At 48.3% G+C, this 19925-nt stretch carries 14 protein-coding genes; 7 read left to right on the top strand and 7 right to left on the bottom strand.

What is annotated here, in order from left to right; genetic code table 11:
* Positions 1–11: 11 nt before the first annotated feature.
* From EXU85_RS08880 to EXU85_RS08855, 6 genes are all read right to left on the bottom strand, one after another.
* Positions 12–1688 (bottom strand): glycoside hydrolase family 43 protein, encoded by a 1677-nt coding sequence (locus EXU85_RS08880; RefSeq protein ID WP_142771740.1) that lies wholly within the window; start codon positions 1686–1688, stop codon positions 12–14.
* 62 nt (positions 1689–1750) lie between these two features.
* Positions 1751–4210, bottom strand: coding sequence for a glycoside hydrolase N-terminal domain-containing protein (locus tag EXU85_RS08875; RefSeq protein ID WP_142771739.1), 2460 nt, complete (start codon positions 4208–4210; stop codon positions 1751–1753).
* Between the two features lie 112 nt (positions 4211–4322).
* The gene (locus tag EXU85_RS08870; protein WP_142771738.1) at positions 4323–6137 is read right to left on the bottom strand and encodes a RagB/SusD family nutrient uptake outer membrane protein; all 1815 of its coding nucleotides are present in this window, start codon (positions 6135–6137) and stop codon (positions 4323–4325) included.
* A gap of 13 nt (positions 6138–6150) precedes the next feature.
* The gene (locus tag EXU85_RS08865) at positions 6151–9657 is read right to left on the bottom strand and encodes a TonB-dependent receptor (RefSeq protein ID WP_246859476.1); all 3507 of its coding nucleotides are present in this window, start codon (positions 9655–9657) and stop codon (positions 6151–6153) included.
* A gap of 205 nt (positions 9658–9862) precedes the next feature.
* Positions 9863–10927 (bottom strand): FecR family protein, encoded by a 1065-nt coding sequence (locus EXU85_RS08860; RefSeq protein ID WP_142771737.1) that lies wholly within the window; start codon positions 10925–10927, stop codon positions 9863–9865.
* Positions 10928–11064: 137 nt separating this feature from the next.
* Positions 11065–11655: an RNA polymerase sigma factor gene (locus tag EXU85_RS08855; RefSeq protein ID WP_246859475.1), complete on the bottom strand. Its 591-nt coding sequence runs from the start codon at positions 11653–11655 to the stop codon at positions 11065–11067.
* A 905-nt stretch (positions 11656–12560) separates the two neighbouring features.
* On the opposite strand from EXU85_RS08855, the gene EXU85_RS08850 reads away from it, so the two are divergent.
* The 4 genes from EXU85_RS08850 (at position 12561) to EXU85_RS08835 (ending at position 14534) form a co-directional block, all read left to right on the top strand.
* Positions 12561–12833, top strand: coding sequence for a hypothetical protein (locus EXU85_RS08850; RefSeq protein WP_142771736.1), 273 nt, complete (start codon positions 12561–12563; stop codon positions 12831–12833).
* A gap of 237 nt (positions 12834–13070) precedes the next feature.
* On the top strand, positions 13071–13484 hold the full coding sequence (locus EXU85_RS08845) for a LytTR family DNA-binding domain-containing protein (RefSeq protein WP_142771735.1): 414 nt from the start codon (positions 13071–13073) through the stop codon (positions 13482–13484).
* Complete coding sequence (locus EXU85_RS08840) at positions 13481–13738, top strand: hypothetical protein (RefSeq protein ID WP_142771734.1); 258 nt, start codon at positions 13481–13483, stop codon at positions 13736–13738. Before EXU85_RS08845 ends, EXU85_RS08840 begins: the two co-directional genes overlap by 4 nt.
* A 220-nt stretch (positions 13739–13958) precedes the next feature.
* Entirely contained in the window at positions 13959–14534 is a 576-nt protein-coding gene (locus EXU85_RS08835; RefSeq protein ID WP_142771733.1) for a DedA family protein, read from the top strand.
* Between the two features lie 55 nt (positions 14535–14589).
* Here EXU85_RS08835 and EXU85_RS08830 read toward each other — a convergent pair whose 3' ends face one another.
* A complete protein-coding gene (locus EXU85_RS08830) occupies positions 14590–16194 on the bottom strand; it encodes a CehA/McbA family metallohydrolase (RefSeq protein ID WP_246859474.1) in 1605 nt (534 codons plus the stop codon).
* 627 nt (positions 16195–16821) lie between these two features.
* On the opposite strand from EXU85_RS08830, the gene EXU85_RS08825 reads away from it, so the two are divergent.
* The 3 genes from EXU85_RS08825 (at position 16822) to EXU85_RS08815 (ending at position 19617) form a co-directional block, all read left to right on the top strand.
* Positions 16822–17559, top strand: a complete 738-nt coding sequence (locus tag EXU85_RS08825) for a VOC family protein (RefSeq protein WP_142771732.1) — start codon at positions 16822–16824, stop codon at positions 17557–17559.
* 228 nt (positions 17560–17787) lie between these two features.
* On the top strand, positions 17788–18459 hold the full coding sequence (locus EXU85_RS08820; RefSeq protein ID WP_142771731.1) for a hemerythrin domain-containing protein: 672 nt from the start codon (positions 17788–17790) through the stop codon (positions 18457–18459).
* Positions 18460–18603: 144 nt separating this feature from the next.
* Complete coding sequence (locus tag EXU85_RS08815; RefSeq protein ID WP_142771730.1) at positions 18604–19617, top strand: ScyD/ScyE family protein; 1014 nt, start codon at positions 18604–18606, stop codon at positions 19615–19617.
* Positions 19618–19925: the final 308 nt, after the last annotated feature.

Below are 19925 nucleotides of genomic sequence, written 5' to 3'. Positions count from 1 at the left end.
CCTCGGGATGTTTACTTCTTATACATCAAGTCGTCGCCTTTGTATTTCAGGAAGGTAAATGAGGCCGAATTCTCGGTTTTTTCACCTGATGAAGTGGCATACAGGCCATACACGCAGCCAATGAAGCTATTGGCCACTTTGGTGCTTAGAAACTTACCGTCCACCTGGTCTTTTAACAAATTCCAGTTTTTTCCATCGGTCGAATAGTAGAAGCTATATAGGGCACCTTCTGACTGTATTTTGAAATTTACCTTGGTAACGGTCGACGTTAAAGGTACTTCGGTAACCAATTCGAGTGTCTTGTCTTTGCTCTTGAAGAGTTGAATAACCTCTTTCCCTTCTTTTTTTGATTTGGCCACAAAGTAGAAATGGCGTTCGTCCTGAAAAATCACCAAACCCGCTTTTTCATTGTCCGATTTGGGCGAGAAAATCAGTTCCGTTTCGGCGGTGCTGGTTAAATGCTGTTGACGCTTGCCAACAAACGACGGATTTCCCATTTCTGAAATCGTTTCCGGTTTGAGTGTAAGCGTCAGTCCAGTTGCTTTTGACGTTTTAAACGAACTGCTATCTACCGTTCTCAAAAAAAGCATCGACAGATCAAGCCCTTTATCGAACGTCATGGTATACGCAAAGTTACCGTTTTGCGGCAAAGCACCTTTTTGTTTTACTTCTTTGATGTTGGTTTTGTAGTTGTATTCAATGGCTTTTTCACCGTGTTCAATCATTGGCCAATCGTTTACCCAGGTTAGGGGAGCAATAAACATTTCACGGCCTGTATTATAAAAATCGCCTTCGTAGGGGCGTACTGCCAGGAAAATCGAATACCAATTGCCATCGGGACCTTCAATAAACTGAGCGTGTCCGGCCGACGTAATCGGGTTGGGTCTGTCGGCGGGCAAGTTTCTTTGGGTAAGCACCGGATTTCCCTCAAACGGTACATAAGGGCCCCAAATATCTTTGCTGCGCAGTGCCACCTGCGAGTGATTGACGGACGTACCCCCTTCGGCAGCATACAGGATGTACCAATCGTTATGTTTCAAAATATGCGGTCCTTCAATCCAAACGGGTTTTTTAGACAAATCGACCCCGCCATTCACCAGCTGTTTTTCTTCTCCCACTACCTTCAGATTCTGATAATCAAACGCATACATTCTGATGGTGCGGTGTCCCGAATAAAGCGGTTTACGGTCGGGCGCATCGCTGTTGTAGATGATGTAGGCTTTGTCGGTACTTTCATCAAAATAGATGGATGGATCGATGCCTTTTACCTCCGGAATTTTCACTGGATTGCTGTAAGGGCCCGCAGGATTTTTGGACGTTACAACAAAATTTCCATCATGGTCAATATCCGTGCAAGTCACATAGTACGTCCCCTTGTAATACGTGATGGCCGGGGCAAACAGCCCGCGAGTCATCCGCTCGCCCATGAACTCCATTTGCGACGGGCGATTGATTACATTTCCGATTTGCTTCCAGTTTTTCAGGTCGCGGCTGTGCATGATCGGCAAGCCGGGGAAATAGGAAAATGTAGAATGTACTGAATAATAATCAGCCCCCACTTTAACAATGCTTGGGTCGGGGTAAAACCCGGTCAGAATGGGGTTTACGAGTGTGGTTTGGGCGAACAGGGTGAAACTCCAGGCTAAACAGCACAGAATCAGAGCAAAAGAGACAATTTGTTTTTTCATTAGTGTTATATTTTCACGTTTTCATCAGCGTTTTTTTTGTCATACCTCGGGATGACAAAAAACTATTGCCCCACCAGCGTATACACCTTGCCCGGCTGGGTTTCGATATCATAGAGCATCGTCTCTTTCAGTGCCGATGCCGTCAGGTTGGCTTTGGTGGATATTATCGGCGTCAGTGTATTCTCGGTTACGTAAAACGGATTCGGGTTCTGCCCGGCTGCCGGTTTCAGAACTATCCCTTTGCTGGCTGTTAGCGCATTAGGCGTCCGTATCCGCAGATTTCCGCCCAGGTTCGACTTAATGTCAAGTTTAGCCAGTTTCCCGCCTTTCCACTCCATATTCACGACTTCAAAGCCACCAATAGCCCGCAGCCCTTTGATGCTACCAGCTTGCCAAACGTCGGGCAGGGCAGGCAGAAGATGAACGGCTCCATCGGCACTTTGCATCAGCATTTCGGTAATGCCCGACGTACAGCCGAAGTTACCATCGATCTGAAACGGGGGGTGGGCATCGAACAGGTTGTTGTACGTACCTCCACCCTCTTTGGTGACGCCAAGCGGAGTGAGTTGATTCTGAATCAGCGTGTAGGCATGATTGCCATCCTGTAATCGCGCCCACCAGTTTACTTTCCAGCCCATGCTCCAGCCGGTCGATACATCGCCCCGATGGGTCAGGGTTGTTCGGGCGGCATTGAATAATTCGGGGGTCCGGTACGGTGAAATCTGTACCGCCGGGAATAAGCCATACAGATGCGATACGTGCCGGTGATGGTCGTTCGGGTCATCGACATCATCCAGCCACTCCTGCAACTGGCCGTATTGCCCCACGTGCATGGGTGGCAATTTGCTGCGCATTTGTGTCAATGTATCCACAAAGGCATCATCTTTTTTCAAGATCTGCGCGGCCCGAATTGTGCTGCTGAACACGTCGAACGCAATCTGATTGTCCATGGTTGTACCCGCATCCAGTGACGAGCCTCCGTGGGCTTTTGGTGCATTTTCGGGCGAGCTGCCGGGGTTGACCACCATCCAGTGATAGGTGGGATGCTCCACTAAAAAATCGACGTAGAATGTAGCGGCCCCTTTCAGAATTGGGTAAATGGTTGCCAGATAGGTCTTGTCGCCACTGTACAGATAATGGTCCCAAAGGTGTTGACTGGTCCAGCCGCCACCGGCAATCCACATGCCCCAGAAAGCCCCGTCGATAGCGCCGGTTCCCCGCCAGATGTCGGTGTTATGGTGGGCCATCCAGCCGCGTGCGCTATACATGACCCGCGCCGTTTCCTGCCCGGTCTCCGACAGCTCTTTCACCATCCGCAGAAACGGCTCATGAAGTTCGGCCAGGTTCGTTTTTTCGGCAGGCCAGTAGTTCATCTGGGCGTTGATGTTGATGGTGTACTTACTGTCCCAGGGGGGCCGCATTCTGTTGTTCCAGATGCCCTGTAAGTTGGCGGGTTGCCCGTTCGGTTGTGAGGACGAAATCAGCAGGTACCGACCGTATTGATAGTACAACGTGACCATCTGCGGGTCATTGGCCGTACGGAAATTCTTCAGTCGTTCGTCGGTAGGAAGTTTCGCGGCTTCTGTGCTTCCCAGGTCAAGCTTAACCCGATTGAAGTATTTTTGGTAAGCCGCAACGTGTGGCGTTAAAATGACTGCGTATGATTTGGGGTACGCTTTTGTCAGGTACGCGGTCGCCCGTGCATTTTCGTCTCCGCTGATGTCGTTGTACCTGGTAAAGTTGGTGGCAATGGAGATATAGATCGTTGCGGCATTCGCTCCTTTTACACTAAGGGTTGTGTCAGTGGATGTAAGACTCCCGCCCTCCGTTTTGATCCGGGTAATGCCTTTGAACCTAACCATGCCTTTAACCCCTTCGTGATCAGAAGCGGTACCGGCAATGGTCAAGTCATTAGCGGACGTGGTTTTAACTTCAGGTTTAATTTGTGGTGTGGAGAAAGAAGCGGAAAACGTAAGGCGGCCTGGTTTACTGGCGGTTAATCGCATCACTATTACCTGATCCGGGAAAGAGGCCAGTATCTCCCGGGTGTAGGTCACTCCCTCAATGGTGTAGATCGTTTTGGCAATGGCGCGTTCAATGTCCAGTTCCCGGTAATACTTGGTGTAGTTTTCGTGCCCCTCGAAGGTCAGGTGGAAACTACCCACGGGCTGGAACATCTGTCCGTGCGACTTTTTGGTAATGATCGTTTTATTGGCAAGATTCTCAGCTTCCTTCTGCTTATTGGCAAAGATCAACTGCCTGATTTCGGGCAACGACGCCAGCGCAGCCGGATTATCGTTCCGGTTCGGGCTCCCAGACCAAAGGGTATGCTCATTAAGCTGGATGGTTTCCTTCCCGACGTTTCCATAGACCATAGCCCCTAACCTGCCGTTGCCAATGGGTAAGGCATTTTCCCAGGTTTGCCCGGCGGGCGTTGAATACCAAAGCTTCAAACCAGATTTGTTCTGTGAAAAGCTAACCGTTGTTAGGGTTAGTAATAACAAGAAGAGAAGGTATCTCATTGACTAAGGACGATCGTTTACGTTAACCAGTATAGTAAGAAGGCATTAGCTGCGACTTACTATAAACTGATAATCGAGGCCACCCAAGCGGTCTCGATTATCAGTTACGTACTTAATAGCCCGGATTCTGCGGGAACTTAGGTCCATCAACAACCCGGTCTATCTGCGTTTGCGGAATGGGCCTCAGCATATGAAAATCCTGAATATAAGGAGCCGCTTCCGGATTCCAGGCTTTTACACGACGCACCAGCGAACGGGTACGAACCAGATCGTGCCAGCGTTGCCATTCGCCAAACAATTCGCGGGTTCGCTCATCCAGAATGAAGTCTACCGTTACGTCGTCGGCAGTAATCGTCATGGCCGTTGCAGCCGCTGCATTTTGAGCCGCCGTGTTCGTTTTGCGGTAAGCAGACCGCTGGCGAACCACATTGAGTAGCGTAGCTGCTTTTGTGGCATCACCTGCTTTCAGGTAGGCTTCGGCCCCTGTCAGGTACACATCCGAAAAACGGTACAGCACACCAGGGCGGGTCGATGGGTCATTGAAATTGGCACCCCGGCTGGGGTCCATGAATTTCTTCAGAGCTGGAAAAATGCCATTGTCCCATAAGCTGGGCGGTACAACAAGCCCTTTAAAGGGTCTTGTACCAATGAACTGTGGCGCGCCTTCTACTTCAAAGTCGGGCAACCAAACGGCCGTATCCGCCCCTACCACAGTCGTATAACCGATGCCCCGTTTATTATTGGCAGCCGTAGGCGTATTGGTAACAGACGTATTGGAAATATAAACCGTGTAGAATGAATTTATAAATCGCGAATCCACATCCCGCCTGGTAAATGCCTGATCCAGGAAGTAATTCTTCCCGGTATTAGTACCGGAAGGCCATTTGTAGCTATTCGGGCGCATACGGGTATAAGGCCGTCCATACTGCGAATCCCGGATCATTAACGAGGTGCCACTATTTACATAGGCTCCCGCAGCACTTTTGAAGGAATTGATACCGCTATTGTTGGGGTAATTCCAGTTCGTAAACCAGGGGGTGAGATTATTGGCAGCTCCACCACCTTCGGCAGCGCCTACCTTATAATAGCCATATTTCGGGTCGAGCATGTGATCGCTGACAAACATGGTCTCTTTCCCATAGTCGTTAGCGGGCACAAACGCATCCCCGTAATCCTGCCATAGATCGAGGCCGTAGGTTGATTTATTGGCAATAATGTCAGCACAGATCGAAGCCGCCTGCGTAAAATCAGCAGCCGTATTGTTGAGCCATCCACGGGTCAGATAGGCCTTGGCCAGCAGCAGTTGCGCTACGGGTTTGGTAGCGGCTTTACCCAAAAATGGGGCTGTGGGCTGGTTGGGTAAATCAGCGGCTGATTCGGTCAGGTCCTTGATAATTAACTCATACACCTGAGCCACTGGTTGACGGGAAGCTGCCTGAGACGGGGTGGTTATAAATTCCGTACTGAGCGGCACATCGCCCCAGGTCTGCACCAGATAAAAGTACCAGAACGCCCGTAAAAACTTGGCCTGCGCCAGGTACTGCTTGCGGGTGGCCTCCGGCAGATCGATCGTTTGGCCATATTTAAGTACGCCGTTCAACGTGTTGATGTCCTGAAAAGCGACACCCCAGGCCGAACCGAAGTTACTCCCGTTCAGCCCATTATAGGTATAGGGTGGAACTCCTCCACTACTGGCCCCCTGTAGAAACTCATCGGTGCCAGCCTGCATTTCTACCGTGAATCCTTCCGTACCCCACTGGCCCCGGATGTCGTTGTAAACACCAGCAATACCACCTAAAACGCCAGACGGACTATTGAAATAGGAAGGGACAATTTGGGATTGCGGATTCTCCTGTAATATTTTTTCGCAGCCCAGGTTGAATAAGGCTACCAGGCCAAGTATGGACCAAACTTTTATTGTCTTCATTGTCTGTCAATGATTAAAATTTAAGATTTACCCCCAGCGTGAATTGTCGTACGGGTGGGTTGTTCAGGTTCACAGAAATCTGACGCTCTGGCGTACCGCGTTCGCTGGCACCCTGCGGATTCAGGGTCGACTGGCCACTGGCATAGCTGTTTCCTTCCGGATCGACAGCCAGTTTCTGGCTAACCAATGGCGAGTAAAGAATTAGCGGATTGGTTGCATTGAAGTAAATCCGGGCCGAACTCATCCCGATTTTCCGGATTGCTGCGCTGGAAAAGGTATAGCCCAGATTGATACTTCTAACTTTAATGAACGAACCGTCGTAATAGCCTAAGGTAGAGCCGAAATAGGCGACAGCACTACCGGCATCGGGCGCTGGGAAGGCATTGGTCGGGTTTGTTTCTGTCCAGTAATCGGTTTTGACCTGGTTTACCCGGCCCTGATTGTAGAATGCAAACCCGCCCGAACCCGTAGAGTTACCGGTTAGGTAGGGCACGATTACTTTCATTCCCATGCGGGCAAAGGTTACGATAGACAGATCAAAGTTTTTGAAGCTGAACCGGTTCGTAATGCCTCCCTCCCAGTTGGGTTGAAAATTGCCCAGAATCTGCCGGTCAGACGGATCAATCTTCCCGTCGCCATTCACGTCTTCCACCCGAATTTGGCCTGGGAACTGAACCGGTGAGGTTTGTTTGGCCAACGTCCCGTTCTCTTTATCTGAGGTTTGCCAGATACCAATTTTTTTGTAGTCGAAAATCACCGAAAGGGGTTGTCCCACAAACCAGCCTGCCCCTAAATTGGACAGTTCAGTTGGGGTTGTGAGCTGGGTGATTTTCTCCCGGTTAAAGAAATACGTTAGATCGGCGCTCCAGTTGAAGCCTTTCGGATTTCTGAAAATATCGACTGTTAGGGCGGTCTCTAGTCCTTTGCCTTCCGTTCGTCCCAGGTTTTTCAGGGTCGAACCAGCTCCATTACTGGGCGGCAGCGGCACCGACAACAGAATATCTTTGGTTTGCTGGTGATACCAATCGACCGAACCCGTAATTCGGTTGTTCAGGAAGCCAAAGTCAATCCCAAGATCGATCTGGGAGGTCGACTGCCACCCCAGACCCGTAGCTGGCAGACTGGTAACCGTGTAGGCGAGCTGCTGACCGGCGGTGCTCGTTCCAAAATTGTAATAGCCTGCCGATAAGGCTCCCAGTGTGGAATAAGCACCTACGTTTCTATTTCCAGACAATCCCCAGCTACCCCGCAGTTTCAGGTTCGATACGACAGGGGCTGCTTTCATAAAACCCTCCTCGATAATGTTCCAGCCAGCGCCAATCGCCGGATAGTTAAAGTACTGATTACCGGGCGATAAGGTAGACGAGCCATCGCGACGCAACGTTAGGGTTAACAGGTAGCGATCATTGTAGCTATAATTCACCCGACCCATATAGGAAAGCAGACCGAGTTCTGAAAAGGAGTTACCAAAGTCCGAATTGGCAACGGGTGTCCCGGATGCCAGTGAGAAATTAGACGTCTTAATGTAATCGGCCGGAACCCCCGTTATTGTAAATCGGCTGCCCAATGAATGGTTTTTCGTGATTTCATACAGCCCGGTAAAGCCCAGTCTATGTTTCCCAAACGTCTTGTCATAATACAACAGGTGCTGAAGGTTGATGTCCCAGTATTCCGTATTGCTAATTTCAGCATTGGAAGATGACTGAACTGTAGCCGAGTTAAAATAGGTTAGTGGGCCGTTATAGCCATTGTAGTTCGACTGGCTAAAATTCAACCCCGCATTCATCCGATACCGCAGGCCAGGCAAAATATTCACCTCAGCATATATACTATTGAATGTCCGTAACGAACGGGTACGGCCCAGATACGAATCGGTTTTGGTGATGATCGTTAAGGGGCTTACCCCGGCGGCATCAATGGAGCCTTCTGCCGGGAACAGGTTTACTGTACCGTCGGCATTATACGGCGCTGCCAGGGGTGTAGTACGCACCAAACCGCCCGGAATACCCCCGCCACCCGGCGTATTGGTATACGTAAGGGTATTCAGCGTGTTCAATCCCACCTTAATCCGTTTGCCAATACGTTGGTCGATCGTGGCTCGGATGGTGTAGCGTTCAAACTTCTGACTGGGAATAATACCGGTCTCATTGAAATACCCCAGGCCCATCGAATACTGCGTATTTTCCACTCCGCCCACCATACTTAACTGATGGTTGGTATTGAAGCCGGTTTTATAGAGTAAATCCTGCCAGTCGGTTGAAATACCAGCGGCTAAAGCATCCTTTTCTTTCTGCGTAAGCGGATAGGCGGTCGTGCCAGGACTGGTGCGGTTATATTTGGTCGCATCGTCTTTAAACTGAGCATATTCCGGGCCATTCATCACATTGAATTTGCCCATAATGTTGGTCACGCCATGATAACCGTCATAGCTGAATACCGGCTTCCCAATTTTACCCCGCTTTGTAGTAATCAGGATAACGCCCCCTGAGCCTCTCGACCCGTAAATGGCTGTAGCGGAGGCATCTTTCAGGATTTCGAGGTTAGCGATATCATCCGGGTTTATATCATTGAGCCCGCCATAGGGTATGCCATCGACAACCACTAACGGACCATCCAGCCCATCACTTCCGCTCGAACTGGTGGTTAAGGTTCTGTTTCCCCGGATTCTGATCTGCCCCTGCGAACCGGGTGTAGATCCGTTACTGATAATCGAAACACCAGCCGCACGGCCTTTTAACTGGTTAACGATGTTTGGGGCGGGGACTTCCTTCAAGGTAGTCTCATTCACAGAAACAACCGACCCCGTAACATCCCGTTTGCGCTGGGTACCATAGCCCACAACCACAACTTCACTAAGGGTTTTGTCATCGGCAACTAACGTAGTATTAACGACCGAGCGAGCCCCAACGGCTACCTCCTGCGTGGTATAGCCAATGAAAGAAAAAACGAGTACGGTGCCAGCTTCGTCGGGAATGGCCAGTCTAAAATTACCGTTCCCATCCGTAGTTGTACCACGCGTCGTGCCCTTTATCTGAATATTAACGCCCGGTAACCCCTCGCCGTTTTCAGCCGTGACCCGGCCAGTTAGTTGTTTATCCAGCGCCTGGTCAACCTTGATCTCTGCGGAGGTTTTGTCCTGCGGGAAGGCCGAGGGAGCGAGGTCTCTTTTTATGATAATTTGCTGACCAACTACTTCATAACTCAAATTGAGCGGAGTCAGAATATGACTCAACACCTGAGAAAGCTCCTCATTTTTAGCCTGGTAGTTGATTTTTCGTTTCGACTGAATGACTTCCCGGCTAAATAAGAATTGCACATTAGCCAGTTTTTCAATTCGCTTGAACGTTACCTCGACATCCTCATTTTGGGCGGAGATACTGACTCGTCGATTCAAGAGTTCCTGGGCTCTGCCATCGAAGGCTAAGCTTATATTAGCCAGGGTAAGTGCAAGTAAGATTTGCAGGCTTGAAATTTTCATAATCCTGACCCACACATTGCGGTTAAGTAAAGGGTAATGCATATGTTTGTGTGTTTTGTTTTTCTTCCTGTAAAAGGAAATGGCAAAAAAATCCCTCTCCCCTCCTAAAAGGGGTACTGTGTTGTTGAGGCACATGAGCTGGGTACTTCGCAGGCGGTGGTGTTGGTAGCACTATCGCCTGTTTTTTGTAAATACAGGAGCGTATTTATGGCATAGGCATTCGGTTTGATAAAGGTTAACTGAACATTTATTTACATCCACGACTATGGATAACTATTTGATTATCAACGACCTCAAAAGTAGACTCAATGGTAAGGCAAATTAGTCTGATCTTTTCCAGATATGGTTGGTCATTGAGTTGCCCGGTGAATGTGCAATTGGCAAGCAATTCCCGGTCATATTGAATTGGCATATGGTAGCTTTGGGCAAGCTCGTCAAGTACTTCAGGAATGGGCGTGTAGTTGAACGCAAATGACTCCGTGATAATCGCCGATGCATTCCCATCCAGCAAAAAGTTTTTATGCTTAACTATAGGTTCAGAACCAGCTTCTAGCTTAAGCTCCTGGTTTACCGTAAGTAATACCGATTTATCGGGAGAGCTAGCGGGCGTAACGGTTACCTTACCCGTCTTTACTTTAACAAAGGCAGTGGCTTCATTGTCAAAAGAACGTACCTGAAAACTGGTTCCGAGTACTTTAGTGGTCAGGTTGGTGGTGTAGACGATAAATGGTTTCGCCGGATTTTTGGTCACTTCAAAAAAACCCTCTCCCTGAAGGAAAACCTCCCGAACCCGCTGATTTGCCTGTTTGCGAAAACGCAGTTGGCTACCCGTTGTCAGGAGAACTGAGGAGTTATCTGGCAATAGCACGACGACAGGTTGCCCCGTTACGTTCTTCACTAGTTTCCAGCTTTCATCCCTTATTGATTGCTCTGTTTTTTTATCGGATAGTGCAAATTGACTGGCAATGGGTTTATCAAACTGCCAATAAAGAATCAGACCAACTACTGCTGCCGCAGCAACCCAACGCCCCCAGTACAATAGCGTCTTCATGACTGGTGGTGTATCCGAAATAGTCTCAATTATTTTTTCGGCCTTATTTACTATCTGCTGGTTTGACAGGTCAACATTTTTTCCCTGGATAACTAAGAATGTAGCGACCGCCTGTTCATAAATATCTCTTTTATGGGGGTTCTGAGCCAACCATTCCTGCCAGTATAGCTGATCTTCCGGACGCCGTTCCATGACCCAGGTCCGAAAGGCGTCGTTTTCTAAAAAATCCTCAACGGTTATAAGATTTTCAGGAAGGCGCATTGGTACTTTTCTACTAGTTTATTGATAGTATGAAGTATTGCCCTACAGATACCCTCCTAAAAGAGTAATTTTTTAGAAAAAAAATACAAATTGCCTAAAATCAGGGGATAAGCTATTGGCAACGAAGCGTATGGCTATTAGAAACACATACACATTGCCCAAACCAACGGTACAAGCCATCGTTCACGCAACTTTCGCAGTGCCTTCTGTAAAAAGTTGGAAACCGATTGCCGGTTCACATTCATGACCTCGGCAATTTCGGGTACAGACAAGTTTTCGTAGTAGCGCAGGTATAATGCTTCCCGTTCGCGAGCTGGTAAAACAGCTAATTGGGTCTGTATTGTCGTTGTTAAGATAGCTAACGACTCCTGCCGAATCATCAATGTTTCTGAATCTATATCCTCAGCTACTGAGGTGTCCCAGTCTAGTTCCTGAAAAGTGATTCGTTGTTGTGTTCGTATATAGTGTAGTATATGATGTCTTAACGCCTTTAACAGGTAGTGTTTGATTGAGTCGGTCTCATTAATCTGCAAGCGATTCTGCCAAAGCTGTAAAAACAGTTCCTGGATACAATCCTCAACGACTACCCCATCGATCATAAATTTTAGCCCATAGTGCTTCAACACGCGATAATAGCGTTCGGCCAATTGACCTAATGCCTGTTTATCTCCCTGCCGATAGGATTGCCACAACGCTTGGTCTGGAATTTGTGAGGGCTTGGCGTTCACTTAACTATATTTTAGTGAAAAATTATACCGTTCTATTTAGTGTTCATAAACGTTGCTTAACACTACATTGATGAGACCACGACCACGTTTACAAGATCTTACTTCCCGGAATCAACTTTAAAAGCTAGAGCAGCTTATAACGTTACGGAGGTTGACCTTTGAAAAACTCGTTAATCTATACATGTCAACGTCTCACTCGTCTCGCCGACCCAACCCGTTCTGTACTCATCTCTAAACCTTAATTTTAGCAAAAAGTGTCCGATAGACACTATTTTGATTGTAAACTAAGGTCTTACTAGGGCTCTGCCACTATACTTGTTAATTGCCGTTTAATGATAAGAGTCTGACAAATGAGAGCTGTAGCAAAACCTTTGCTATAAGCAGGAACTAGGCTAGAGCGAATACGGGCTAGTCCACTTAAACAGAATACAATTCTACAACAATATAATTATAGCGTATTTATATTTTTTAACAAATACTGACTGTTTTTTAACACTTTTTACTTTTTAAAGAAACGAGAATTAAGGAATTTGTTCGATCACGCTATGGATCATCGTGTTGTAAGGATAGTCCGCTCCTACTAGAACTAATCCAAAAAAACGTTGGATTGAGTTTATCAGGGAAAGATACAACCATCTGCCAAGCCTAATTAAGGATAAATACCCTGAAACAGACCGAATTGCATGTAGTACTGAACACGTTGAAGCGCGTACGAACAGCTGTCAGTGATACTATAAATTTCGTATAGGTGTGCCATTTTCTTTCTGTACATAGTACATAATAAACATTTTAGGGAATGTTGCGTTTAACAGTTTATCAACCAGAAAAGGATTTTGACCTTTTCTGACGTTAACCTCTTTCCACACAACTACTAGGTATAATTATCATTAATAAACTCAACTCGAATGAATCGTTTTAGTGGTGCTTTCAGAAGGTCCGCCCTGGCTTTGGGACAGACCTCTCCCTCGATCCAGGATCGACAGAAAAGCTCTCAGCCATTGGCTTTCTCCGGACAGCCTACCCTCGCACTAAACTCAATTGGCAACCTGCCACGCGCCCAGGCGCATTCCTCTCCCCAGCACGCGCATAGCGGCTCGTTTTCTCAGGCTTCTACTAGTCTGACTCTCTATTCTCTCCTTCGGCTTAAACGCCTGAACGATCACCCCACCTCGTCGTAGGGATTACTTCACTTCTTTTATAACCTGTTACCAGGAAAAATCATCCGTCAACCGACGCGTTGGTGGTTCCTGCCTAGGGCAATCTCTGTCAGGCGATTTTCCTTACAGATAGGCTATAGTCATTTTTATACTCAAACGATGCACTGGTCAATCGTTTGAGGTTAGTCACGGCTGTACAAGCGGCTTTCCAGTTCCATCAACACTACCTAACTAATTAGTCAAGCAACTAGTAACTTTATGAAGCATCCTGTCAATCGGGCGGCTGGCTCAATCAAGCTGCCCGGCCAGAGCCTACCCCTAGCCCTAAAAGCCATTGTGCGCCTGCAAGGGTACGGCAATTATACCTGGGTACACCTCAGTACGCAACCTAAGCCTATCCTGGCCGCGCTAACACTTAAATGGTTTGAGGATCAGCTACCGGGCTTTGTACGGGTTCATAAATCAGAGATAATCAACCCGGCGTTCATTCGGGCCGTGGCGCTCGATGACTCCCTGCAAACAACAGTTTGTTTGGTTAATGAGTATAAAGCCAAGGTTTCTCGCAGGCGTTTGGAACAGGTAGTAGCTAAACTCAACCAGTTCTCTAACCGGTTGGCTAAAGTGCCCAACTACGCTTTTCCCACCTCAGGCCTTTTTCCCGAATTAGTATGAAACACCCCCTTTTAAACTTAAGCCTGATTCTGGCTGGCCTTGTGGGCTGCGCTGCCTATGGCTGGCTGCTACTGGATTGGGTACAGGATATGAAAACAGGCAACTATGACAGCGATCCACTGGAAGCCGTTTGCCAGGCTATCGTTATTCTGGCCTACTGCTATTTAGCCTACCATTTTATTGATAGCCGCGTAACGGGAAGTATTCGCTCGCAGGGCCCTAAAATCAACCCTATGCAGCCCAGTAGGCCTTGATGGTTTGAACAAGCTTGTTTCTTCAACATCGGTTGGATGGTGTGCCTATCGAATGGAGAGCGGTAATGAAGCGGTGGTATATCAACGTGTCTACTACGAAGGCTATTTGCTCAAATTGAAGGAGATTAACTCGGGTACAAAACCGGCAGATAAGAAGGCTGATGATCCACTAACTATTGAGTTCTCAATCAGTTATTAGTCTATACCAACTAGCTTAGTCATGTCATTCCAGGAGTTGATACTAACCTACGGCTACCCGATGCTATTTGTAGGCGTCTTGATTGAAAGCGAAGCCGTATTGTTGATCGGCGTTTATTTAGCCCAGCAAGGGTATTTTTCCCTTCCGACTGTTATTGGCGTAGCGGCTTTTTCTTCCTTTGTGGCCGCTCAGCTTTGTTTCTTTATTGGCCACCGCTATGGGGCGACGTTTTTAGTGAAGCGCCCAACCTGGCAGCTGCGATTTAGCCGGGTACAGCGATTGATGAACCGTTTTGGCGTCGGCCTGGTACTCGGTTTCCGGGTTATCTATGGCTTACGGGGTGTTATTCCAGCCGCTATCGGGTTAGCGGATTACTCACGCCTGGTGTTTATTGGACTTAATGCTATGGGTGCTTTACTCTGGGCGCTACTGGTGGGGCTAGCGGGAGGCAGTCTTGTTCAGATGGCCGAAAAGCTACCGAATCACCCACAGGTACTTATTCTGGTCTTGGGTGGGTTGATCCTGTGCGGGGGTATGTATCAATTTTATCGTCATGTAAAACGAAAGAAGTCCGTGTCCACAGAATTGACCCATTGATTTTGGCCAGGCACCCTCTTTTTATGGTAAAAGACGCGGCCTCCCTAAGAAGCGTTCACGGGGTAGCCAACCTACGCCTTAATCCGGCAAGTACTTGCCGGGTCTCCTCAATGCGGGTTTTAAGCCCCTTTTTATAATACCAGGCCCGAAATTCAGGCGTATCGTGGTGTGTTTCCAATTCCTGTTCCAGTTCCTGCAGGTAGTGTTCACACTGCGATAAATAGGTGTTAACCGATTTGGGATTGTGGAAGCCTCCCCCATCAACGGTCACGTAAACGGGCGTGGTGTGGGCAGCCTGAGTCGAATCACCATAACACCGGGCGGCAATCCACATACCCTGCGTCACATCACTCACATCCAGTTTGATAGCCAGATGGCTGGAAGACTGTCCCGGATCATGTTTAGTGACACGCCCCAGAACCCGACCGTGTGCAACCAGCTCCAGAACCTCAAGAGGAAGCTGCTGTAAATGGCCATAAGCCTCAGCGGTTATGGTGAGCTTATCTCCTTTTTTTATTGCCAGATGGTCGCCGGGTATCGCTTTATTGACGCTAAAGTCCAGGATCGGGCCACTCGTCGCAACCGTGTGCCCCGCTGCAACACTTGCCAACCAGGCCGTTTGGGTAAAGGGAGCGTTGATATAGGTATAAAACCGGGCATTACCAATTTGGGCATTCCGTTCAGGCGGCCCATGATCGTGGTCATGGCCACACCAGGGAAAATCAGAACCTGCGGTGGCCGTAAGTGGAAATCCCAGATCCAACAGACGATAATAATGCTCCGTGTGCAGCGGTTGCGCTGAAACACAGTACTGAATAACTTCCAGTACATCAACTTTACCCCGCAACCCATCCAGAGTAAGCCCCCGATACCCATGAAATGACTCCGCCTGATGAGCATAGCCGGTGAGCCCACCCCGTTTGTGCAACTCATCAAACACCTGATCGTAATAATAATAATTCCGGCCATCGCGAACGGACTTTGTGGCACCAAAACCCAGCGCATGGCCAAGTTCAGGTGTTCGCGGATCTTCCTGACCTGGGGTCAGCAAATAGTTCCCCTGCTGATAGACGCCTTTCTCTCCGAAAGCATATTGTGGATAATAGGTTTCCCAGAAATCGCCCATTTTCAACAGGACACCGACGTTGACGTCTTCTGCCTGCATCCAATCAAGCAGAGGTTCATTGTCTCGTGGTGAGCGACGAATATGAACATGTCCGTCCGCTGAATACCAGCCACGGGCAGCCTGATTGATCCAGCATTTTATCCGGTAGGTTTGCCGGTACACCTGTCCAGACGTTAGCCGTATTGGGTGCACCTGCCGGAGATACTCATTCCCCTTTGAGATGGTTACCGTATAGGTGCCAGGCCGTAAGGTCATGGTGAAACTACCCGCCACATAAAAAGAGCTATCTGGCTGAAACGCGTACCCATCCGCATGATCCCACAAGCCATAGGAAACGGCTATCAACTCGGCTGGCATGGCCGGAACGGGCTTTCCTGCCTGTGTAATTCGAATTCGAGCCGGGGTTGGTTTGCCGGTTTTATCATCCACTACCCGAATAGTCATTCGCCCCATCGGCAGTGCATATCCGATAGTGCCAGACGCTAACAAAAACAGAACGAGTGGTAGGGCTGCGCGATAGAGTAATCGATTCACATGGGAACTGGTTAGGGGTTACGAATCTATGAATCAGATTGGCCTATTACCGTTTTAAGGACCTAATAAACGAATAATTCGTCAAAGTCCTCATACCCTGATTCAGGGTGAATTTCGAATGACAGTTGCTCGCTAACAGCGCCTTACAATTCAAGTACAGGAAGTACGGCTGTGAACTAGCGGCAATTAACTCGTAGCGCTAATTCGTCAGTTTAAAACACCGAATTAGCTCTTCAGATAAAATACAGTTCAGCTAGCCAGGTATTGCCGTCAACTTTGCGTGATGAAAACAAACCGACGAACGATAGCTCAACAGTCAACTCCTGATAGTGATCCAATTCCTGCTCATCCACTGTCTCACGCCGTTGAGACAACGAATATCAGACCGATTGAAAATTCGGCGATCTCAACCTTCAGAGAATCCGTTTGTCGGCCTAAAAGTCTGAATCATAGGCTTACACGCATGAATGGGCCTAACACTTCAAATGACGAATAGGCAGTTCATCCACTCCTTATGTCGGTTCATACACAGTTGCCTATGTTTTGGTAATTGGGCCAACTAGTTTTGGCTACGTAATCAGGACAACAGTTGATCCATCAATCGTCCATTCCATTACCCTCTTTTTTATGAAAATTCTCGAACTTGATCTGTACGCGACTAATCTGGAGGCTGTACGTCTTTTTTATGTCAGCCAACTTGGACTGCCCCTGCTGGCACGTTCAGCCTCCCAACTTACCATCCTGGTTGGTTATACCCGCCTAACCTTTCGGCTCGTTGCTCAACCAGTGGCACCCTATCATATTGCCATCAACGTACCACGCGACTCGCTGGATGTGCTGATGTATTACTACGACCTGGATTACCTGCCGACACAGGCACCTGGCCAAACGATTGCCTATTTTCCCGACTGGCGGGCCAAAGCTTGTTATTTCTACGATACATGCGGGAATCTCCTGGAGTTCATTGCCCGGACGGACCTTAATCTGGATAACCCAAACCTGACCTTCTCGGATCTGTTTCAGGGGGTTAGCGAGATTGGCCTGACGACCCAGGATGTAGCCTACACAACCTACGAGATTCAACGCCGTTTCCGGATAGATCAGTTTAGCAAAACGACACCAAAACCGGATTTCAATGCGCTGGGGGACGACAATGGCCTCTTCATTCTAGCGCAACAAGGCCGCAATTGGCTCTTTTCAACCACGCAGGCCGACCTGAATTATTGCCGGGTTCAATTCACAACCGGAACGGATACGACAGTACACGAGCTGTATTCATACGAAGTGAATCAGTTGCCCATTGGCTATGCACCCGGTAGTTACCAGCGCTATGCGCCTGAACAACAGAAGGCTTTTGCTTCCTAGTTTAAGCCCTTCATTGCCGATAGCCAGGTGGCCATTTACAGCCGCCAACTAAACGACTTCATCTTATGTGCCGAGCCAGCAAACGTATTCCTGTGCCTTGCAACCTGTGCCTTCGCAAACACATGTGCACCAGTAACCAGGTCGAGAGACCTCTGCAACCTGAATCTTCAATCGTACTGACGTCAGATTATCAACCAACTATATCACCTTTTAAACGCCAAAAAGACCATGCAAAACCAACGTTACAACGTATTCAATCAAATTCATAAAGGCCTGCGGGGCATGCTGTATGATACAGCCATCCGTTTACAGCAAACCGATTTTTCACAATCAGAAGCAAGCGAGGTTATTGATCAGTTAACGCAGGTACTCCTCTTTTTCGATGACCACGCCGAACATGAGGATCGGTTTATTCTGCCCCACATCCGCAAGCACGACGCACAACTCATTGATGAGCTGGAAAAAGATCATGAGATCGATCACCGCCTTACCCAGACGCTTTTTGATCATATTCAGGAATGGAAAACGGTTAGTTCGGATAATCAGCGAGAAGCCATTGGTCAACGGATCTTGCTCGCCTTTAGCGAGTTCATCGCGTTCAATCTCTACCATATGAACAAAGAAGAGAATGTACTGATCTATTTGCTCTGGAAGCATTACACCGATGCAGAAATCAGGGAAATGGAAGGGGAGATTCTGAAAGCAATTCCGCCACAGACCCTGATGGCCGAGAGTCGCTGGATGATGCGCTCCATCAATGACAAAGAAGTGGTTGAGTGGCTAATGGGTGTTAGACAAGGTGCGCCGGTAGCCGTATTCGATACCTTCCTGCAAATGGCCAAAGAGGAATTACCGTCTGAGCGACTGACGAAAGTGCATGCGGCACTGGAGCTGGTATAACCCATAGTCAACCCCATGAAACGCCTGTTCAAAAAGTTAAAACTCAAAAAAAACAATCCGCCCAAAAGGCAATTGTCCACTGTCCGTTCGCAACTCTGGTGGGGACACGAATAGTGGCTTATTATCCGTTAAACAACTCATGTTATGCATTACAAACGATCTGTACTCTCTTTTTTTCTGGCTGGCAGTCTACTCACAGGATGTCAGGATCACCGGGTTCCCGCACCCGTGCAGCCTACAATAAGTACCCTGGCTACGGGTCTGGTAGCGCCTATCGGTGTAGAGGCCGACGCCAGTGGTCGAGTCTTTGTTACCGAACAGGGTACGGGAATTAACGATGGCCGCGTATCAGAAATCACACCCGATGGGAAAGTACATCCGGTTATTACAGGCTTGTATTCCTTCAAGCGCCCCGACAATGAACTGGACGCCACCGATCACCTGCTGGCGGCCGATGGTATGCTGTATGTATTGAATGCCAAAGGGCTTTACACCCTTAATCTGGCCTCGTTCAAAACCGGTGATGCCCCGATTCCGGCCGCCAGTCTGACTCCAGAAAACATTCAGAAGTTCGTCATCGACTATGCTTTTACCGAAGACACGGGTGAATCCCATCTGTATAATATGACCCTTGGGCCCGATGGTGCGCTCTACATGTCCGATGCAGCCGCCAACGCGATTATTCGCCGATCCAAAACCGGCCAGTTAAGTGTGGTGACGGCCGTGCCAGGCATTGCCAACCCAAATCCGGCTGGTCCACCACCGGGACCGCCTTTTATTGAGTCGGTACCAACGGGAATTACGTATGATGGTAAACAGTTTGCCATCAGTACATTGCTGGGATTCCCGTTTCCGGCGGGCAAGGCTATCATTTATCAGATGGACCTGGCAGGAAAACTCAACGTGTTTCAGCAGACCTTCAACAGTCTGGTCGATATTGAGAACGATGGGAATGGTAACTACCTGGCGCTTGAATTTGCCATCTTTGGTCCAACAGGTTTTACACCTAAAACAGGCCGGTTGCTACGGGCTAAGGGAACCAGCAGCGACTTGCTGATCGAGAAGCTGAACATGCCAACGGATCTAAAACTGATTGATAGCCACACTGCTTACTTAACCAGTATGGGAGACGGAACCCTATTAAAAATCACGTTCTAAGTCTTCGCAGGTCCTTACCAACAGTTGATGCCCCAGTTTTAGTGAACAGTTTAGGAAATTGGGGCATCAACTGTTGGCAAAGACCAAAAAACGATCAGTAAAAATAGGTCGTTTGCTAATTTCTACTAGTATCGTTCATCTGTATCAGTAACGATACCAGTAGAAATTGCTTGATTATAATGACTGCTACGCTTTATATCCAAGCTTTGATACAGAGCCCGTTATGTTCGTCTTTTTTCTACTTATATCTCGCAGTATACATCTGGCGGCTGGGCTAATTCTGTTGATGTATCGGCATGTCTTTTCTA

Source organism: Spirosoma sp. KCTC 42546, assembly GCF_006965485.1.
Classification (GTDB): Bacteria; Bacteroidota; Bacteroidia; order Cytophagales; family Spirosomataceae; genus Spirosoma.
This window is presented reverse-complemented; position numbering and strand designations above follow the sequence as displayed.

What these genes read in the sequence shown, in the direction of transcription:
- EXU85_RS08880 (WP_142771740.1), bottom strand. Translation starts at nt 1,688, where the DNA reads ATGAAAAAACAAATTGTCTCTTTTGCTCTGATTCTGTGCTGTTTAGCC.
- EXU85_RS08875 (WP_142771739.1), bottom strand. Translation starts at nt 4,210, where the DNA reads ATGAGATACCTTCTCTTCTTGTTATTACTAACCCTAACAACGGTTAGC.
- EXU85_RS08870 (WP_142771738.1), bottom strand. Translation starts at nt 6,137, where the DNA reads ATGAAGACAATAAAAGTTTGGTCCATACTTGGCCTGGTAGCCTTATTC.
- EXU85_RS08865 (WP_246859476.1), bottom strand. Translation starts at nt 9,657, where the DNA reads ATGCATTACCCTTTACTTAACCGCAATGTGTGGGTCAGGATTATGAAA.
- EXU85_RS08860 (WP_142771737.1), bottom strand. Translation starts at nt 10,927, where the DNA reads ATGCGCCTTCCTGAAAATCTTATAACCGTTGAGGATTTTTTAGAAAAC.
- EXU85_RS08850 (WP_142771736.1), top strand. Translation starts at nt 12,561, where the DNA reads ATGAATCGTTTTAGTGGTGCTTTCAGAAGGTCCGCCCTGGCTTTGGGA.
- EXU85_RS08845 (WP_142771735.1), top strand. Translation starts at nt 13,071, where the DNA reads ATGAAGCATCCTGTCAATCGGGCGGCTGGCTCAATCAAGCTGCCCGGC.
- EXU85_RS08840 (WP_142771734.1), top strand. Translation starts at nt 13,481, where the DNA reads ATGAAACACCCCCTTTTAAACTTAAGCCTGATTCTGGCTGGCCTTGTG.
- EXU85_RS08835 (WP_142771733.1), top strand. Translation starts at nt 13,959, where the DNA reads ATGTCATTCCAGGAGTTGATACTAACCTACGGCTACCCGATGCTATTT.
- EXU85_RS08825 (WP_142771732.1), top strand. Translation starts at nt 16,822, where the DNA reads ATGAAAATTCTCGAACTTGATCTGTACGCGACTAATCTGGAGGCTGTA.
- EXU85_RS08820 (WP_142771731.1), top strand. Translation starts at nt 17,788, where the DNA reads ATGCAAAACCAACGTTACAACGTATTCAATCAAATTCATAAAGGCCTG.
- EXU85_RS08815 (WP_142771730.1), top strand. Translation starts at nt 18,604, where the DNA reads ATGCATTACAAACGATCTGTACTCTCTTTTTTTCTGGCTGGCAGTCTA.